This window comes from Rhodococcus sp. WB1 (assembly GCF_001700945.1).
Taxonomy (GTDB): Bacteria; Actinomycetota; Actinomycetes; order Mycobacteriales; family Mycobacteriaceae; genus Rhodococcus; species Rhodococcus aetherivorans.
This window is the reverse complement of record NZ_CP015530.1, coordinates 38,162-54,605: the sequence shown is the minus strand read 5'-3', so window position 1 is coordinate 54,605 and position 16,444 is coordinate 38,162. Positions and strand designations below refer to the sequence as shown.

General features: G+C 65.4%; 14 protein-coding genes and 3 pseudogenes. 14 read left to right on the top strand and 3 right to left on the bottom strand.

All coding sequences use genetic code 11. The annotated features are described in order from the left end of the window. Window positions 1-1,318: 1,318 nt before the first annotated feature. Together A4U64_RS26795 and A4U64_RS28975 are read right to left on the bottom strand one after the other, a co-directional pair. Window positions 1,319-2,191: a hypothetical protein gene (locus A4U64_RS26795; RefSeq protein ID WP_065923629.1), complete on the bottom strand. Its 873-nt coding sequence runs from the start codon at window positions 2,189-2,191 to the stop codon at window positions 1,319-1,321. Window positions 2,192-3,286: 1,095 nt separating this feature from the next. Beyond that, complete coding sequence (locus A4U64_RS28975) at window positions 3,287-4,174, bottom strand: hypothetical protein (RefSeq protein ID WP_232334224.1); 888 nt, start codon at window positions 4,172-4,174, stop codon at window positions 3,287-3,289. A 525-nt stretch (window positions 4,175-4,699) separates the two neighbouring features. On the opposite strand from A4U64_RS28975, the pseudogene A4U64_RS28970 reads away from it, so the two are divergent. After that, window positions 4,700-5,046: pseudogene (locus tag A4U64_RS28970) on the top strand (transposase family protein); the annotation flags it as partial. Here A4U64_RS28970 and A4U64_RS28965 read toward each other — a convergent pair. Next, window positions 5,044-5,229 (bottom strand): annotated as a pseudogene (locus A4U64_RS28965) (IS1634 family transposase); the annotation flags it as partial. The pseudogenes A4U64_RS28970 and A4U64_RS28965 overlap by 3 nt on opposite strands. A gap of 59 nt (window positions 5,230-5,288) precedes the next feature. Here A4U64_RS28965 and A4U64_RS29285 point away from each other — a divergent pair. The 13 genes and pseudogenes from A4U64_RS29285 to A4U64_RS26730 all read left to right on the top strand — a co-directional run. Then, a pseudogene (locus A4U64_RS29285) lies at window positions 5,289-5,855 on the top strand (IS1634 family transposase); the annotation flags it as partial. A gap of 327 nt (window positions 5,856-6,182) precedes the next feature. Further along, window positions 6,183-6,839, top strand: a complete 657-nt coding sequence (locus tag A4U64_RS27995) for a LuxR C-terminal-related transcriptional regulator (protein ID WP_084648737.1) — start codon at window positions 6,183-6,185, stop codon at window positions 6,837-6,839. A 255-nt stretch (window positions 6,840-7,094) separates the two neighbouring features. Beyond that, the gene (locus tag A4U64_RS26780) at window positions 7,095-7,943 is read left to right on the top strand and encodes a hypothetical protein (protein WP_065923626.1); all 849 of its coding nucleotides are present in this window, start codon (window positions 7,095-7,097) and stop codon (window positions 7,941-7,943) included. 5 nt (window positions 7,944-7,948) lie between these two features. After that, entirely contained in the window at window positions 7,949-8,332 is a 384-nt protein-coding gene (locus A4U64_RS26775) for a hypothetical protein (RefSeq protein ID WP_065923625.1), read from the top strand. Window positions 8,333-8,504: 172 nt separating this feature from the next. Next, a complete protein-coding gene (locus A4U64_RS26765; protein ID WP_065923623.1) occupies window positions 8,505-10,619 on the top strand; it encodes an AAA family ATPase in 2,115 nt (704 codons plus the stop codon). Next, complete coding sequence (locus A4U64_RS26760; RefSeq protein ID WP_065923622.1) at window positions 10,619-11,455, top strand: Pvc16 family protein; 837 nt, start codon at window positions 10,619-10,621, stop codon at window positions 11,453-11,455. The genes A4U64_RS26765 and A4U64_RS26760 overlap by 1 nt, the downstream gene beginning before the upstream one ends. Window positions 11,456-11,516: 61 nt before the next feature. Next, complete coding sequence (locus A4U64_RS26755) at window positions 11,517-12,743, top strand: phage tail sheath family protein (RefSeq protein WP_065923621.1); 1,227 nt, start codon at window positions 11,517-11,519, stop codon at window positions 12,741-12,743. A gap of 16 nt (window positions 12,744-12,759) precedes the next feature. Then, window positions 12,760-13,194, top strand: a complete 435-nt coding sequence (locus A4U64_RS26750; RefSeq protein ID WP_065923620.1) for a phage tail protein — start codon at window positions 12,760-12,762, stop codon at window positions 13,192-13,194. A 2-nt stretch (window positions 13,195-13,196) separates the two neighbouring features. Further along, window positions 13,197-13,562: a phage tail assembly protein gene (locus A4U64_RS26745; protein ID WP_065923619.1), complete on the top strand. Its 366-nt coding sequence runs from the start codon at window positions 13,197-13,199 to the stop codon at window positions 13,560-13,562. A gap of 17 nt (window positions 13,563-13,579) precedes the next feature. After that, complete coding sequence (locus A4U64_RS29100) at window positions 13,580-13,723, top strand: DUF6760 family protein (RefSeq protein ID WP_335740044.1); 144 nt, start codon at window positions 13,580-13,582, stop codon at window positions 13,721-13,723. Between the two features lie 566 nt (window positions 13,724-14,289). Then, entirely contained in the window at window positions 14,290-14,547 is a 258-nt protein-coding gene (locus A4U64_RS28370; RefSeq protein ID WP_157127628.1) for a hypothetical protein, read from the top strand. 12 nt (window positions 14,548-14,559) lie between these two features. Continuing rightward, on the top strand, window positions 14,560-15,219 hold the full coding sequence (locus A4U64_RS26735) for a CIS tube protein (RefSeq protein WP_232334223.1): 660 nt from the start codon (window positions 14,560-14,562) through the stop codon (window positions 15,217-15,219). Further along, window positions 15,219-16,439, top strand: a complete 1,221-nt coding sequence (locus A4U64_RS26730) for a phage late control D family protein (protein WP_065923617.1) — start codon at window positions 15,219-15,221, stop codon at window positions 16,437-16,439. Before A4U64_RS26735 ends, A4U64_RS26730 begins: the two co-directional genes overlap by 1 nt. Window positions 16,440-16,444 lie beyond the last annotated feature (5 nt).

Here is a 16,444-nt window from a genome sequence, read left to right as displayed (position 1 = left end):
CTCGAATACCTGCTTGTCCCTGCACCTGGCCATCGCCGGACATTGCGCGGGTATTACAGCGGAGCGGGTCGCTGACCGGCGCCCGTGCACCGTGTACCGATGGTGCTGCCTGTCGAAGAGGCCACCGGCACGTCGGTTCGGCCAACCGATCGCGCGACGTTCCGGGGCGGTGACCTGCCTACGACCCGGATCCGCAGATCTACAGCACCCTGCACTCGAGCTACGCCCAGGACGGCGTCGGCTCGCCGTACGACAACGCCTCCGACTATGTGAACCCGGCCGTAGACGCCGCCCTCGATGCGGCGCGCCGCACCACGGACCCCGACGAGCGCGCCGCGCAGTACCGCAGCGTCCAGTCGGCCTACGTCGCGGATCCCGGCTATGTGATGCTCGTGTTCCTCGACCACGCCTACGTCTCCAGGGACACCGAATACACAGGTAGCACCCCGGTTCTGGAGCCGCACAGTCACGGTGCCTCGTGGGGGCCCGTGGGGGAACCTGCGGGAATGGACTCGGTCATGACCACCACCGTCACCCCACCGGCAACGGCCGTGTCAGAGCCCACGACACCCCGCATTCGTCGCCGCCGTGGCCGGGGAATCGCCCGGATGATCACCCGGCGTGCACTGTTCGCGAACCCCCTGACCGCAGCCGTCTCGCTCGCGCTGTTCGCTCTCGCCTCGCGCTCTCCGTTCGATCCGCTCGCCGGCTATCTCGGTGACCGCTATCCTCCCTCGACGCGATCACCTCGCCGTCCGAACGTGCCCTCGCCAAGCGACTGTTCACGCTGCTCGACGAGCTCGACGAACGACTCGGATCCCACGACGATCTGTGGTCGGAACCTGCGGGCAAGGGGGAGTGTTCCTCTACCCCTACAGGCTGCGATTCGCCCCCATCCCACTCTGGGTCAACAAAGCCGGGCAGCCGTGCTCGAGCTATTCGGAGTGGACGAAGGTGGTGAAGTCACCGGCGTGTTGGTACTGGATCGGGGGCGATCAGTGCGCCCGACGGCTACAGCGTTCAACTTCCAACGTGAGAATCGGCAACGCACGATGCTCGCGCACCGATTATCGGTGGAGCTGGTGCCCGGGCCCCTCGGCCCGGATGTGGTGCGAGCACAAGTGCAACGACCCGCTGTGCGTGCGGGTGAGCCACGGTCACCTCGTGGAGTCCACCTACAGCGAGAACGTGTGCTATGCGATCGCCCTCGGCCGGCTGTCCGGTCACGCCACTACTCAACGGGCAAGGGCGTTCACGGTACGAGCGGTCGTTGGCGATCCGTGAGGCACTGCGACACGGCTACGACGAAGAAGCACTGCTAACAACCGGGCTCGACCGTCGCACTGGGATAGACGAATTCGAATCGGATAGCGCCCGGCGGTGATTTCGGTAGGACGATGGCCGCACCGTATCCGGGTGACCATGTCCGGGGTAGCAAAACGTACTGGTCACCGATCGTGGTGAGTAGTACAAGTCCGTCGTAACGGTAATGGTAGGCCGAGGCAACGTCGGAGTCAGGCCCACAGGCGATCTTCCGAACCTCAGACCGGGAGAAATGCAGATCCAGTTCGCTGTACACAAGGACGGTAGGGCGTGCCGGTAACTGGGCAGCCGCCTCACGCGCCCTGGTCTGGCCTACGGCCACGGAATAGTCCGTCGCGATCCAGAACAAGCTGAGCCCTACCAGAATGTAGATCACGACCCATTCGGTGAGCACGGAGGCCTCCGATCGCGGCGGCAGGGCAGGGTCTGCCTCTCGCCAGCGCTTGCGACGCAGCAGCGATGCAGACCAGAGCAGCGCGACCCCCACGATGATGCAAACAGGAGCCACCACGAGACCGCTGTTGAGTGGTGTGGCGAAGAAGATCCGGCTCAGTCCGTTGATCAGGACCGCGATCCCGGCGCCGGTGAGGGCAACGATGTGCCAGCGTGCGTGCCGACTGCGACGGATAGCTTCGGGAAGCGCGAGGTAACCCCCTATGAGGACGGTTCCGCTGACCGCAATAGCGATCAGCGGAACGAAGAGGGCATCGACACTGCGCATGATGTACTCGCGGATGCTCGGCTCGAGCACCGTCGAATCGACACCAAAGTAGTCGAAGAACCAGTACACATGCGCCCAGCCGAAGTAGAACAGCAGTGCAGTGAGCAAAGTTGTCGGCGCCACGAACTCACCGAAGATTCTCGCCACCCGGGAGAACCCCGTGAAGGGTGACGATCCATCTGGCGGTCTCGCCTCAGCCGATTGGTTCATCTTCCGGCAACTGGGATGGGGTATCCAACGGCGACGGGGGTGTGCCGGTATCCGGGGTCGACGGGGGTGTGCCGGTATCCGGGGTCGACGGGGGTATGCCGGTATCTGGGGTCGACACACGCGGTTCCGCGCTAGGATTCAGCGTGTTTTCCTCCTCGGATGAATACACTGGCGAGCACATGGTCAGAAGCGTCAGCGTATCCCCGGGATAAACGACGATGCTGTAGATGGGCCTCCCGTACTCATCGACTTCACCAGTGGGTTGCTTTGGTGGGTCGGTGCCTTTGAACAACAGGCCACCTTCCTCTTCGCATTCTCCGTCCACGTGTTGTACAACCACGTTGACGCAGAGTGCGCCACCACAGGCGGTCCTGACGACGTTTTCGAAATAGCCCGGTACCAGGCTGAAGGGACTGCCCTCCCCTTGGGAGGGAGGCGGAATCTTGAACGGTGCCGGGGCTACGCGGCCTGGGTTGTTGGGTCCGGGAAGACCTGGCACCCGAGGTTCGGCCGCGCCTTGGCCCCCGTCGGATCGGGCGTCGACGCCTGAATCCGTGGTAGATCTCGCCGCCGGGGATGGCCGAGAAGCAACGTCCCCGTCCGGGGACGTATCGCACCCGGCATTGACTGCGACGCCGATGACGACGGCAGCGAGCTGGAATTTTCGTCGACCTGCCATTGGTCGCTCCGCCCGTGTCGGTTGGTTCGTAAGAACTGGCCCAAACAACGGTGTTTGGGGTATCCAGAGCGTGATGTCCAGTGCACTTCGCTGCAGCGGGTGCGCCCTGTGGGCGTTCACGCCGGGAACGTCGACAACCAGCGGGTCCGTTCGCATCGGTACGACATAGGATGATTGCCTGCAGCGATCGACTGGGCTGTGCCTGGCCAGAGGTCCCCTTTCGCCCGGTAGTCGCCGCGCCCAGAATCGCTGCTGCCAGTGGCGTACGCCGGTGCCGGCACTATCGAGGAAGCCGGGGGTCGACACTGTCGCGTCGGGTTGGTCAAGGTGCGCGATGTGTGCCGAGGTATCGCTTACGGAGCTCTGTTGGCGCGTTCAATCAACACGTCGATTGCGTCGTCCACGGCGGCGCGTAAGCCCTCGTCTTGCACCCCTTCGCGCAGCGAGCTAAAGCCCAACGCTGCCGCCGCGAGTACCGGTTTGAATTGAACGACTTCGTTCGGGCGGGGCGGGCGTGGCAATGGGACTGCCCACGGTTTTGGGAAGACGTGCCGTGGAAGTTTCCCGGTCCCGTCGCCATCGTCGATCGCAACCCATTCTTTGACGGATCGCGAGATGATCGCGGCCCCATCGCCGCCCTGCATGGATACGGTTGATGATGCATCGACGATGCGATTGACCAGTTCGAGTGCGGCCACTTGTACGTGCAGGTCCAGGTCTTCTGCGGTTACGCGCGTATTCGATGCGCTCCACGGATCGGGCAGCGGTCCTTCCGTTGTTCGCGGTGCGCGCTGTGCACTGATCGGTGGTCTGAGCCCCAACGATCGCTGAGTCAGTACTTCCCAGAGGAACGGATCGACGCTGCTCAGGATATCAATGACCTTACTGGCGGGTGTAATCGACTCAGCCATTCTTACCTCCAGATCAGGGGAGCCGAAGTATCTGATTCCGATCATCCGCTTCGGCGCGAGGGCCCGCACGAGTAATCGACTACGTGTTTCATCCCGTCCGGGCAGTGTTCCGGCGAGTACCGATCGATTTTCTCGTCCCGGATTATGGAGCAAATCGTAGGAATGCACCATATTTGTTGCGGGGTTGATGTTCGCCTGTATCCAGATTGCATCGCGCTCGGCAGCGAGCTGACCCTCCCTGGGACAGAACCAAAATTGCCAGATGCGGCGAAGTCTGACGACACACCACTGGATGTTGAAGATCAGGGGCGATGCGACGGTCGGCGCCAATTTCGGTACACATCGCCACCGAAATCGGAATTGTGCTGTTTGACCGAATATCGGGCTCACCTTCGAATTCGCAGGATCCAGGCGGAGAGGTGCCAAGCGCGCGGTCCCGTAGTCGCGTATGTCCATTCGTTATGGAATACACCTCGCGCGTGGATAGCGTCGACGATGTTCGGTGACCCTTGCGCTGACCGGAACTACTGTCGGGACCGCAGTTACTCGGCGGCACGCCCCACAAGGACCGTTGTGCGGGCGTGCCGCCCAGCGGTGTGTCAGCGTCGTCGGTGATGGGACAGGTACCCGAGATCGTCACTCGCGTACTCGAGCACGAATGGCACCTTGGGTTCCTTTGCGGGGTTACAGGACTCGGATATTCCGAATCAACCCGACAACCTCGTCTCGCGTAGCGCGTGGAACATCGTTGTCGTTACCAGCAACCATGATCATTTCGGGCTCTTCGCAGTTCTTAGGGGCGTGAGGTCGTCCGACCCTGTGCCGTGTCGGTGATTGAAAAGGGCCTGCGCCCTTGTGAGCTGGGTCTTCTTCAGGCAACTAGACCAGCAAGGAACGCGGGCATGCTCCACAGTAGTGGTACACTGCTGCTCGATCTCGACGGCGGCGTCGTCGAATCGGTGCGGCGCGTCGACGACGGCAGCCGGATCGTCCGGCTCGGCACCGACCCCCTGGAGGTCGGCGTGTGCCCGCAGTGCGGGCAGAGGTCGACGCAGTCGAAGGGTTGGATGACCATCCACCCCCGCGATGTACAGGTCGGACCCGACCTTCCCCGGCTCGAATGGTCGAAGCGGAAATGGTTGTGTGCCAATACTTCCTGTGATCGAAAGGTGCTCACTGAATCGGTACCGGGCATCCCCGCCGTTGATCGCGATCGTCGAGGTCCGCAGCGACCGCAGTTGCTTAACCACTCGTGCGATCGCGACGCCGATCTGGTCCTGAACACAGCGCGCGACTGCCAATGCCGCGAACACGATGGTCAGGTGTGCTTCGATCGCGTCGCGGGTGCGGTGGAACATCGGCCGTCCCCGCAGATCGGTCTTCGACCTGAGTTAGGACATTACTGACGGGTAGAGAGGTGGCCAGGTCTGCTACCTGCGCATTCATAGCCTCGGTGAGGCGGATCGGGGCACTAAGCGGGTACGATCGGGCGGTGCAGGTCGTGCCCAAACACCGCCGCCGGCACGAGATCGTCGCGCACGTCAGGTCCGCCCGTACCGACGTCGAGCTGGGCATGCTGCTCGAACGAGCCCGACATCCCCTACACGGCGATCAAGGGATCGCTCGAGCTGGACGTGCCGACGCCTGTCGAGCAGATCGCCGATGTCGCCAACTGGCGATCCGGACAGCTACCCGGCCCGGCGGTGGAGACGACCAGGGGCGAGTTCACCGGCCCGGGACGGACCGTGCGCACCAGCGCCCGGCTGCTCTACGGCGTGCTCGCCTTCGTCTACGACCGGCTCGGCTTCGACGTTCTCGGCGACACGGTGTTCAAGGACCTGGTCATCGCCCGGATCCTCGAACCGACCTCGAAAATCGATGCCCTGCGCGTCCTGGACGATCTCGGAGCGAATACCGTGTCGTACAAAACGATTCAACGCCATCTCCGCAAGTGATAGCCGACGGCTATCGCCTCCGAACCGCACATTGTCACTCACCTTCAGCATCTTCCGTGGAGGTCTGACGTGCGGCCGGCCATCGGCCGCTGAACCGAGATCTCGCTGCTACAACGCGTCGGCGAGTCCGGCTGGTGGTGATGGAACTCGGAACAGCGCCTGCTGTGGAAAACAGATTTGACATGAGGAGGATAATCAAGGGTGTTTAGGGTGCGCAACGGGGGTTTCGAATGGCCATATTGCCCTGTGCCGATTTGGGCAGTTTCGGCTCGCTCGTCGGGCATATCGTGCAAGACATGCCGACCGCTCGGGTTGTCTATCAGGTCTGATGACTTTCACGTAAGAGGCACCGGCTACGCGAGATAATTCTCACTGGGGGCGACGTGAAGCAGATTGGGGCGTCAGATTCGTTACGTCTGTTTGTCATCGTGGGGATCCGGTTCTACCGCGAAGGCCTGAAGGAAGTCCTGGGTAAGCTACCGGACGTCGCTGCGGTAGGTGCAGCTGCGGAGGGGGGCAGGGGCTGCCTGGCTCAACTACGTCGATTCTCGCCGGATATTGTTCTACTCGACATGTCCGTGCAAGACAGTTCTGAGACCGCGCGCACGCTCGTGCGTGTCGTGCCCGAGGCTAAGGTTGTAGCGCTCGGAGTACCGGAAACCGAAGACCATGTGGTGGCTTGTGCCGAGGCGGGCGTCGCCGGGTATGTGCCCCGGGATGGTTCTCTCGGCGATCTAGTCGCGTCCATACGAGCCGTCGCACGCGGTGAGGCCGTGTGCTCACCGCAGATCTCTGCAGCTCTCATGCGACGACTTGCGGTGCTGGCTCAACTGGGCCAAACGGCGCGGCCGTTGGCTCGGCTCACAGTGCGAGAGAAGGAGATAGTCAACCTGATCGCGCTTGGCCTCGCCAATCGGGAGATCGCCGGGCAACTGGGCATCGAGCTGTGCACCGTCAAAAATCACGTGCATCACATCTTGGAGAAGCTCGGAGTCGAGCGCCGCGCCGAGGTGGTCACGTATTCGAGGCTGGGCAGGTAGCGGCCCTTCAGTCGCATCCGTACCGGTTCTACAGCCGCGCATCTGTCATCGAAGCACCACTGTCGGTTCACTCCTGTTTCCGAGTCGGTCGCAGCGGGATCCGGATCCACGTCGAAGGGCGCAGTCGTGTGCTGTCGATAGACCAGGAAGATCCGGATCCTGTGGTTCTTGAGTGGATCAGACGGTTCATTGTGGACCGCCTACCACCTGCGCCTTACTGAATGCACGCGTCCGCGTCGACAGCTGGGAGGCGAAATGACGGTCGACGATCCCGGCGCTGACAGTGCCACAGCCGACGCAGATACCAAGAACAGGGTCCTGCACGGTGCGGAGAGCACCTCTGATCCGGACACCGTGCTCGAACAGTTGCGAAAGCAAGTGGCCGATGCCAAGTCCAAGGCCGACACACTGAGCGCCGAAATCAAGGCCCTGACGCCCGCCATCGAGGCGTTGACCAAGTACCGGGGCGACATCGACAAGGCCGACGCCGACTACGCAAGAGTCGACCATCCGAAGGCGATCGCAACAACCAGGCGCTTTGCCGAAGACAAGCTGGCCTGCATCGAAACCACGCTGGGTAGTCAGCTACCGACCGCCCGGCAGTTGGTACAAGAACTTGCAACCGAAATCGACCAGGTCAGCAATGAGCTACATGAGGCGGAATCACGCCTGCAGACCGATACGCAGAAAGCGGAGTCGGCCAACCGGCAGCTCACCGAGGCCAGCAAGTCTTTGTCCGAACGGCTTTCTTTGCCGAAAGCCTTCGAAGGCCCCGTCCGGGCACTGGCCACGTTGCAGAGCACGCTGAAAGCCTCGATCGACAAGGACGATGCCTTCGGCGCGTTTGCCAACTACAGCGAAATCGTGCGCCAGGCGGACGAGCTCGAGAACCTGCTGCCCGCCCTGGATGCGTATCGGGATCTTCTCACCGACGACTGGAACGAAGTGTCCGACGCGCAGCAGAAGGTGCGTGAAGCTAACGAGAGCGTCGCGAAATCTCAGCGCGCCGTCGACCGGCTGAGGGCGAGTTACACCGCACTCACAACTGACCGGGTCGCCGAACTTCAGCGTCGCTGGAACACGAGTGTCAGGTCGAGCGAGTGAGTCCGATGCCCAGCCATCTCAAGGCCGGACAGACCCGGGTGATTCTCGTGGGCTGTTCCGGAATCCTCGGCGACCTGATCCGCAGCACACTGACGGGCCTGCCGGACATGCGGGTGATACGGGAGTTGTCGGACGGCAGGTGGCATCGGCTGGTCAGGGTGGTGCGTTGGGTACGACCCGACGTGGTGATCTGGCAGCTCGAAGACGACCAAATGTTGGCGGAGCGCCCCGAGCTGTTCGGCGCACCGAACACCTGCTCGGTCCTGACTGTGCTCGCCGACGGCGAACGTGGATCGGTGTGGCGACTGCGACCCCAGCGCGCGTCGCTCGGGGGGCTGTGTCCGACAACGTTGATCACAGCGGTCCGTGAGGCGGCGATGCGGCCATGAGCAGTGCAGAGACCTGGCTCCGGCAGATCCCGCACGTCCAGCCAGGGGAGCGCCAGGCAGTCGCCAGGCTCGTCGACGTCCGACGATCTGTCACAGCGAACGTGGCCCCGTCCGTGTGCCGGCCCAGGATCTGCGACCGCCTGCGGATGGCCGATACGAAGGCGGTAGAGCGGTGACCGGCCCGGGGCTGCTCGAGGCCCTGCGGCGGCTCGACACCCTGCTGCTCGCCGCGGTCGACGCGGCGGCCGAGGCGTTCGGCCCGGACGCGGCGACCGACCCCTACCGCGGGCTCGTCATCGGACCGGACGAGATCGAGCGGTTACTGCGGCGTGAACCGGGTGAGCCGGTGCTGGCCACCGATCCCCCGGAGGGGCCGCACGGCCAGGTCCTCGAGTGGTTGGCCGCTGACTTCGGACTTGTGCCCTTGGACCTCGACCTGCTCGTGCTTGCCGCCGCCCCCGAGATCGACCTGCGTTACGAGCGGCTCTGCGGTTACCTGCAGGACGACGTCAGCAAGCGCCGGCCCACGCTCGATCTTGCGCTGCACCTGCTGTGCACCAACGCCGAGGCGCGCATCGCGGCGCGCACACGGGTGGCGCCCGACGCACCGCTGCGCCGCCATGAGCTATTGCACCTGGTCGCCGACCCGGCCCAGCCGCATCAACCGCTGCTGGCCCGCTCGCTCGAGGTGGACGGTCAGGTGCTGCGGCTTTTCATCGGCGAGTCCACGCTCGATCCGCGGCTGGCCGACTGCGCGCACGTCGTCGACACCGCCGAGGTCGGGCGGCCGGTCGCCGACCTGCCCCTTCCTCCGCAAACGCTGGCAACTCTCCCACACCTGGGTGAGGGCGGCAGCATCGTCGACCCGCCCCCGCGGTTGTACCTCCACGGTCCTGCGGACTGCGGCCAGCTGGCCACCGCAGTTGCCCTGGCGGGGGCGTTCGGTTGCCCGCTGTTGGTCGTGGATCTCGCCAGGGCAGCACAGACGGAAGCGCCGATCGCGGAGACCGTCCGCGTCGCGTTCCGCGAGGCTTGGTTCCGCGGCACAGCGATCTTCTTGAAGCAGCTGGACGAGGTGCCCGGCGACGTCCGCGACCGGCTCCGCTCCGCGCTGACGTCCGAGCTCGCCCACTCCCGGGTGCTCACTGTGGTGGCCGGACGCGACGCGTGGGTGCCCGCTACGGCCGAGGGTCTACCGCCGGCCGGTGTCGTGACCGTTTCGTTCCCGGCGCCCATGGCACCGATCCGGCTCCGGTCCTGGAAGGACGCGCTGGCCGGTGCCGGCCTGACTGCCGACGACGACGTCGTCGGCAGCCTCGCCGGGCTGTACCGGCTCACCGAGCCGCAGATCCGCGAGGCGGTGGCGACAATGCGTCACCGGGCCGACTGGACTGGTATCACCGAGCTCGCCGGCCCGTACGATGCGGCGCTCCGCATCCAGGCCGGGCACGAGCTCTCCCGACTGGCGCGCAAGATCGAGCACGCACACACCCGGGACGCCCTCGTACTCCCGGACGACACCGCCGCGCAGCTGTCCGAGATCGTCGGCAGGGTCCGGCAGCGGCAGCGGGTCCTTGGGGAGTGGGGATTCGAGCAACTGCTCCCGCTGGGTAGTGGGACGTGCGCGCTGTTCGCCGGGCCATCCGGGACGGGAAAAACCATGGCCGCCGACGTCATCGCGGGCGAACTCGGCCTCGACCTGTACGCCATCGATCTCGCCACCGTCGTGAGCAAATACATCGGGGAGACGGAGAAGAACCTGCACCGCATCTTCGAGGCCGCGGAGGCGGCGAACGCCGTGCTGTTCTTCGACGAGGCCGACGCCATCTTCGGTAAGCGTTCCGAGGTCCGCGACGCCCATGACCGCTACGCGAACATCGAGATCGCCTACCTGCTCCAGAAGATGGAGAAGTACGAGGGCGTGGCGATCCTCGCAACGAACCTGCGGGAGAACCTCGACGCCGCGTTCTTGCGACGGCTGCATTTCGTCGTCGAATTCCCAATACCCGACGAAGCTCACCGCGCGCGGATGTGGCGCAAGTTCATCCCGCCGCAGGCGCCAGTGGACGAGATCGACTACGACTTTCTCGCGCGGCAGTTCCGGCTGGCCGGCGGCAACATCAAGAACATCGTGGTCTCCGCGGCCTACCTGGCGTCGGCCAACGGCGGCCGGATCGGCATGCCGCACCTCATCCGGGCCACCTGGCGGGAGCACCGCAAGACCGGTCGGGTGCTGTCGCCAGGTGACGTCGGGCCGTACGCCTCCGTACTCGGGTGGAGTGACTGATGTTCGGCGACCTCGATCTCACCCTCGCGAAGCTTCTGACCGACGCCACCGTGGTGCCGACGATGGCCGGCGTCGCCATCAGCTTCGCGCCCCCGGACAAGACGTCCACGTTCGACGATCCGACGTTCGACCTGTTCCTGTACGGCGTGCGGGAGAACCGGGTGCTTCGCAACCCGGTACCGATCCTGGAGCGGGTCGGCCCCAGTTTCGTCCGGCGTACCCCACCGCTGCGGATGGACTGTGACTACCTCGCGACGGCTTGGTCGAAGGAGGCGGGCGCCGCGGGGGTGGCCGAGGAACGCAAGATCCTGGCCGACGGGCTGCTCAAACTCAGCAGATTCCCCACCATCCCCGAGACGTACCTGCAGAACGCGATGGTCGGCCAGCCGTTCGCGGTGCCGATGTGGGTCGCGCAGTCCGACGACAGCAAGAGTCTCGGCGAGTTCTGGTCCGCGCTGGGCGTCTCGCCCCGCGCGTCGTTCCATCTGGTGGTCACCATCGCGATGGACGTGGGGGTGACCACATCCGAGGGGCCGCCGGTGACCACCCGGGAGGTGCGGCTCGAGGACGACCTCGACCCCGCTACTCGGGGCGAGTCCGTCTTTTCCATCGGCGGGGTCGTGCGGGACGGGGCCGGGGGCATCGCCGGCGCGACGGTCACGGTGGACGGCCGACGACCTGCGCGGACCGACGCCGCCGGCCGGTTCCGGATCCGCGGCCTCGATGCAGGCACCCACACGCTGCGCGCAACGGCGCCGGGGCACGTCGACCGGGCCGAGGAGATCACCGTTCCGGCCGCCGCGGTCAACGACTACGACATCACGTTTCCGCCCTAGCGCGCTACCGCGTCCCACCGACCGCACGCCCGCTTGCCGACCTGCTGAAAGGAGTCCGGAGATGCCCACCTACGAGGCCCCCGGTGTCTATGTCGAGGAGACGCCCCTTACTCCGACGATCGTCGGTGTCGGAACGAGCACGGCCGCGTTCATCGGCATCGTGCCCGACGACATCATTATGCCGCTCGATCCGACCGACCCGACAGGTCAGGGCAGGCTGACGGTGGCCGAGGCCCAGAAACCGGTCCTACTCACCAGTTTCGACGACTACACACGATCGTTCGGAGACTTCCAGGAGTGGGACTCCGTCAATCCGGTCGCGCCCGCGAACCAGGTGCTCGCCCACTCTGTTTACGGTTTCTTCCTCAACGGCGGGTCGGCCTGTTACGTCGCCCGCGTCACGGCAATGGGGGCTGTCCCCGACATCGAGCCGGTCCTGGAGAAGTTCGCGGCGATCGACGAGATCGCACTGGTCGCCGCACCGGGTCTCCTCGACACTACGATGCAGGCCGAGATCATCAACCACTGCGCCAGCGAGACGCTTCAAGACCGTTTCGCGATCATCGACGGGCAACCGAATCCCGCAGCGATCACCGACGCGGCCATCAAGGGTGAGCTGGACGGCACCGACCCCGGGAAGAGCGACTACGCCGCGATCTACTTCCCGTACATCACGGTGGCCAACCGGGAGCCGAAAGCACCGGACACTGCGAGGACGCTCAACCTTCCGCCCAGCGGGTTCATTGCGGGCATCTATGCCCGCGTCGACAACGCTCGCGGGGTGCACAAGGCCCCGGCCAACGAGGGCGTTCGGGGTGCGATCGGGGTCGCCCGCCAGGTCACCAAGGCTGAGCAGGCCCTCGTCAACCGCAACGGGATCAACGTCATCCGCCAACTCAACGGATCGATTCTGGTCTGGGGGGCACGGACGCTCGGCAGCATCGACAGCGAGAAGATCGCCTACATCAACGTTCGGCGGCTATTGATCTTCCTGCGAGAGTCGATCGACGAGGGCACCCAGTTCGCGGTGTTCGAACCGAATAGCCAGCCGCTCTGGGCGACGATCATTCGAAGTGTCTCCGGCTTGCTGACGCGGGTGTGGCGGGACGGGGCGTTGTTCGGCGTCGTCCCCGAGCAGGCGTTTTACGTCAAATGCGACGCGTCGACGAACCCGCCCGACATCCGTGAGATCGGGCAAGTGATCACCGAGATCGGGGTGGCTCCGGTCAAGCCCGCCGAGTTCGTGATCTTCCGCATCGCGCAGTTCCCCGAAATCCCGGCATCCTGATCGAACGGAGGCAACGATGGCAACCGGAGAGCGGGTCGACCCGTACCGCAACTTCAACTTCCTCGTCGAGATCGACGGGATCACTCAGGCCGGCTTCACCGACTGCTCAGGGTTCGGCGCCAGTGCCGACCCGATCGAGTACCGGGAGGGCGGGGACAATACCACCAACCGCAAGCTGCCCGGCCCGACGAAATACCCGAACATCACCCTGAAATGGGGGCTGACCGACTCACGCGAACTGTACGACTGGTTTCATGACGTCACCAAGGGGAAGATCGCACGGCGCGACGGCAGCATCATTCTGAAAGACCTGGACGGCACCGAGAAGATGCGATGGAACTTCTTCGAGGCCTGGCCGACCAAATGGGACGGTACGGACTTCAGCGCGAAGAGCACCGATGTCGCCATCGAAACCCTCGAGCTCGCCCACGAGCGGATCGAGCGGGCGTAACGATGTTCCGCACCGAGCACCCGTTCACACTGCCGCTGGGCTATGTCGACGACGACGGCACCCTGCACCGCGAAGGAACGATGCGGCTGGCAACGGCGGCCGACGAGATCCATCCATTGCGCGACCCACGGGTACAGCAGAACGAGGCCTACCTCATCGTCATCATTCTGGCCCGGGTGATCACCTCGCTCGGCTCGCTCGGGCAGGTCAACCCGAAGGTGATCGAAGGTCTCTACGCGGCGGACCTGGCGTTCCTGCAGGACCTGTACAACACGGTCAACCAATCGGAGAGCGCGGACAAGAAGGTGTCCTGCCCGCGCTGCGAGCACGATTTCACACTGGCGGTGAACGGGACGGGGGGATCATAGGCTACCCCCTCGGCACGTTGTACGAGGAGGTGGCCTTCATTGCTTACCACTTCCATTGGTCGGTCGATTCGGTGATGCAGATGGAGCACGCCGACCGGCGCCGGTGGGTGGGCGAGATTTCGGCCATCAACCAGATTCGGAACGAGGGGAGCACGCCGTGAACGGCACGTCACGGGTGGCTTTCGCCCCGTTGGCGCGCGCGGAAGCCGTGCGGCGGCGCCGGGCCGCGCAGGGGCGGTGGCGGTCCTGGGCGCGCGAGCGAGTCGAGCGCAGGCGGCGACACACGCCGTGGCACCGGTCGGCCGGCTTGATCTTGTGCGCCAGCCACCGCTCCGCGGCCGGCGCACTGGGGACCCGGTCGTGGTTCGCCGTCCCCATCCGTCTGCACCTGTCGATCCACCCGACGTCGGAGTGGTGGGTCGCCGGACGGTCCCGCGTCGATGCACCGGTCGGGTTGTTGCACACCGCGGGCTCGTTCGCGCTGCGGCCTCGACCGTCGCCGTCGCTGGCTCCGGTGCTGTCCGGCGCGACCGTTCTGTCGTCGAGCCCGACTGTGGCGCTGGCCAGGTCCGCACCTCGGATCGCGATGCCGCCGCGGACCCGTGTGCGAACCGTCCACCGTCCCGCCCCGCCCTGGGCGACCTCGCCTGCCGCCGGTCGAGTGGGCGGGCCGGTTCGGCGCCGCGCCGACGCGCTCGTCGTCCGGCTGGTGCAAAGCACCCGCCGGGTGGAGCCACCCGCTCGGCAGCCCGCCGTCGTCCACGAGCGCGGTACCACGGCCGGGGTGCCCGGGGCGTCGCGCCCCGGCGGTGTCCCCGCGGGCCACCCGGCCGAGCCCACGGTCCCCGGCGCCCGCGCATCGCGTCACGCGGGTGTCGCCGAACCGGCCGTCATGCTCGACTTCGAGCGCCTGACCGATCGGATCGTCGACCGCCTCGATGCTCGCCTGGTGGCGCACCGGGAGCGGTTCGGACGGGCGTTCTGAGGGGAGACGACGGTGGAGAAGCTGAAGTTGACGGTCGAGCATACCGGCCGCGAGCTGTTCATGCAGTTCAACCCGGAGGAGTACAGCCTCAATCGGGACAACACGATCGCGAGCCAGGCCATCCCCGGTCTCTCTGGACCGATCCTGCAGTTTGTCAACGGCAACATGCAGACCCTCGACATGGAGTTGCTTTTCGACACCTGGGACACCGACAGCCTGATCAAGCAGGACGTGCGCGACCAGATCAACCAGCTCGTCGCGCTCATGGAAATCGACAAGGACCTGCATGCGCCGCCGGTGCTGCGGGTGCAGTGGGGCTCGCTGGACTTCCGGTGCGTACTGGCCCGCGCCAACCAGAAGTTCCAGATGTTCGCCGACGACGGCCGGCCGGTCCGGGCGCGGGTCTCGGTCACGTTCAACCGGTTCATCGACGCCGAGCGCGAGGCCAAGGAGGTCGACCGGCAGACCGCGGATTTCTCGAAGGTCCACATGGTCGCACAGGGCGAGACGCTGAGCCGGATCGCGAGCCTGCACTACGACGACCCTCAGGTCTGGCGGCCGATCGCGCTGGCCAACGCGCTGGCCGACCCGCGCGCGATCACCGTCGGACAGCAGCTGCGGGTCCCAGCACTGCCCTTCCACGATCCCGAGTCCGGTGAGGTCGTGCGCTGATGACTCGCTACTCGACCTACGCGCCCGAGTTCGCCATCGAGATCGGCGGCGCCCGAATCCCGGCCGCCCTGCGCGGCGCGATCACACGGATCAGCTACACCGACGGCATCCAGGGCGCCGACCGCGTCGAGATCACCGTCGCCAACGACGACCTGCGCTGGCTTGATCATCCGCTGATGCAGGTCGACCAGCGGTTCACGTTGTCGCTCGGCTACGCCCCCGACCCGCTGGAGAAGGTGTTCGTCGGCGAGATCACCGGTGTCAGCGCCAGTTTCCCCGGCGGGGGTATGCCGACCCTCACCGTGGTCGCCCACGACTTCCTGCAGCGGCTGACCACCGGGACCAAGGACCGAGGGTTTCAGATCGACATCCCGACCATCGGGCAGTTCCCGATCCCGGATCCGGCCGTCGTGTCGTTCGTGGCAGCCACCAATCTGCTGATCCCCGACGTCGATCCGGTCGGTGCCGCGCTGTCGTTCCTGACGATGCTCCTGGCCTACGCGACGACCCCGCCAGGTGAGGCGCAGCGCGGCGTACGCGTGCAACGCTCACAGAGTGATTTCGACTTCCTGTCCGGCATCGCCAAGGACAACGGGTGGGAGGTCTACATCGACCACACCGCAGACCCGCAGGGGTTCGTGCTGCGCTTCCAGTTCCCGCTTTCCGACCTGACCCCCAGCGTCAGTCTGACCTGGGGCGGCTCCCTCGCCGACTTCACCCCGCGGCTGACGACCGTCGGCCAGGTGGCCGGCGTGCAGACCAAGATCTGGATCGCGAGCATCAAGACCGAGCTGACCGTCGTGCTCGGCTGGGACTTCGACCGGGCCGCCTTCGATCTGCAGGTCTTTCCGGGCTTTCTCTCGGCCGAGGACGTGCTCGGGGAGGAGAAGTCGCGCGGGGTGCTCAAGGTCGACGCGCTCGGTGCGGCGACGATGCCGAAGACCCTGCTGAGCGAGCTGGTGCCGCGGCTCAACAACCGACTGACCGGCAGCGGGAGCACGGTCGGAAACCTGGCGATCAAGGCCGGCCGGGTGATCGACCTGAAGGGCCTCGGCGAGCAATTCAGCGGACTCTACCGCATCACCTCGGCCACCCACTCTATCGATGGCGGCGGCTTCCGGACTTCCTTCGACGTGCGGAAAGAGGTTTGGTTCGGCTCCATTCCGACACCGCGGGGTGTGGCCGGTCTGGCCCGCGTCAATGGGCAACGCATCGGCTGACCTAT

Bases quoted from the DNA above. Each gene is read 5' to 3' on its own strand.
- A4U64_RS26780 (WP_065923626.1), top strand. From the start codon at position 7,095: ATGACGGTCGACGATCCCGGCGCTGACAGTGCCACAGCCGACGCAGAT.
- A4U64_RS26730 (WP_065923617.1), top strand. From the start codon at position 15,219: ATGACTCGCTACTCGACCTACGCGCCCGAGTTCGCCATCGAGATCGGC.
- A4U64_RS26760 (WP_065923622.1), top strand. From the start codon at position 10,619: ATGTTCGGCGACCTCGATCTCACCCTCGCGAAGCTTCTGACCGACGCC.
- A4U64_RS26755 (WP_065923621.1), top strand. From the start codon at position 11,517: ATGCCCACCTACGAGGCCCCCGGTGTCTATGTCGAGGAGACGCCCCTT.
- A4U64_RS26750 (WP_065923620.1), top strand. From the start codon at position 12,760: ATGGCAACCGGAGAGCGGGTCGACCCGTACCGCAACTTCAACTTCCTC.
- A4U64_RS26775 (WP_065923625.1), top strand. From the start codon at position 7,949: ATGCCCAGCCATCTCAAGGCCGGACAGACCCGGGTGATTCTCGTGGGC.
- A4U64_RS26745 (WP_065923619.1), top strand. From the start codon at position 13,197: ATGTTCCGCACCGAGCACCCGTTCACACTGCCGCTGGGCTATGTCGAC.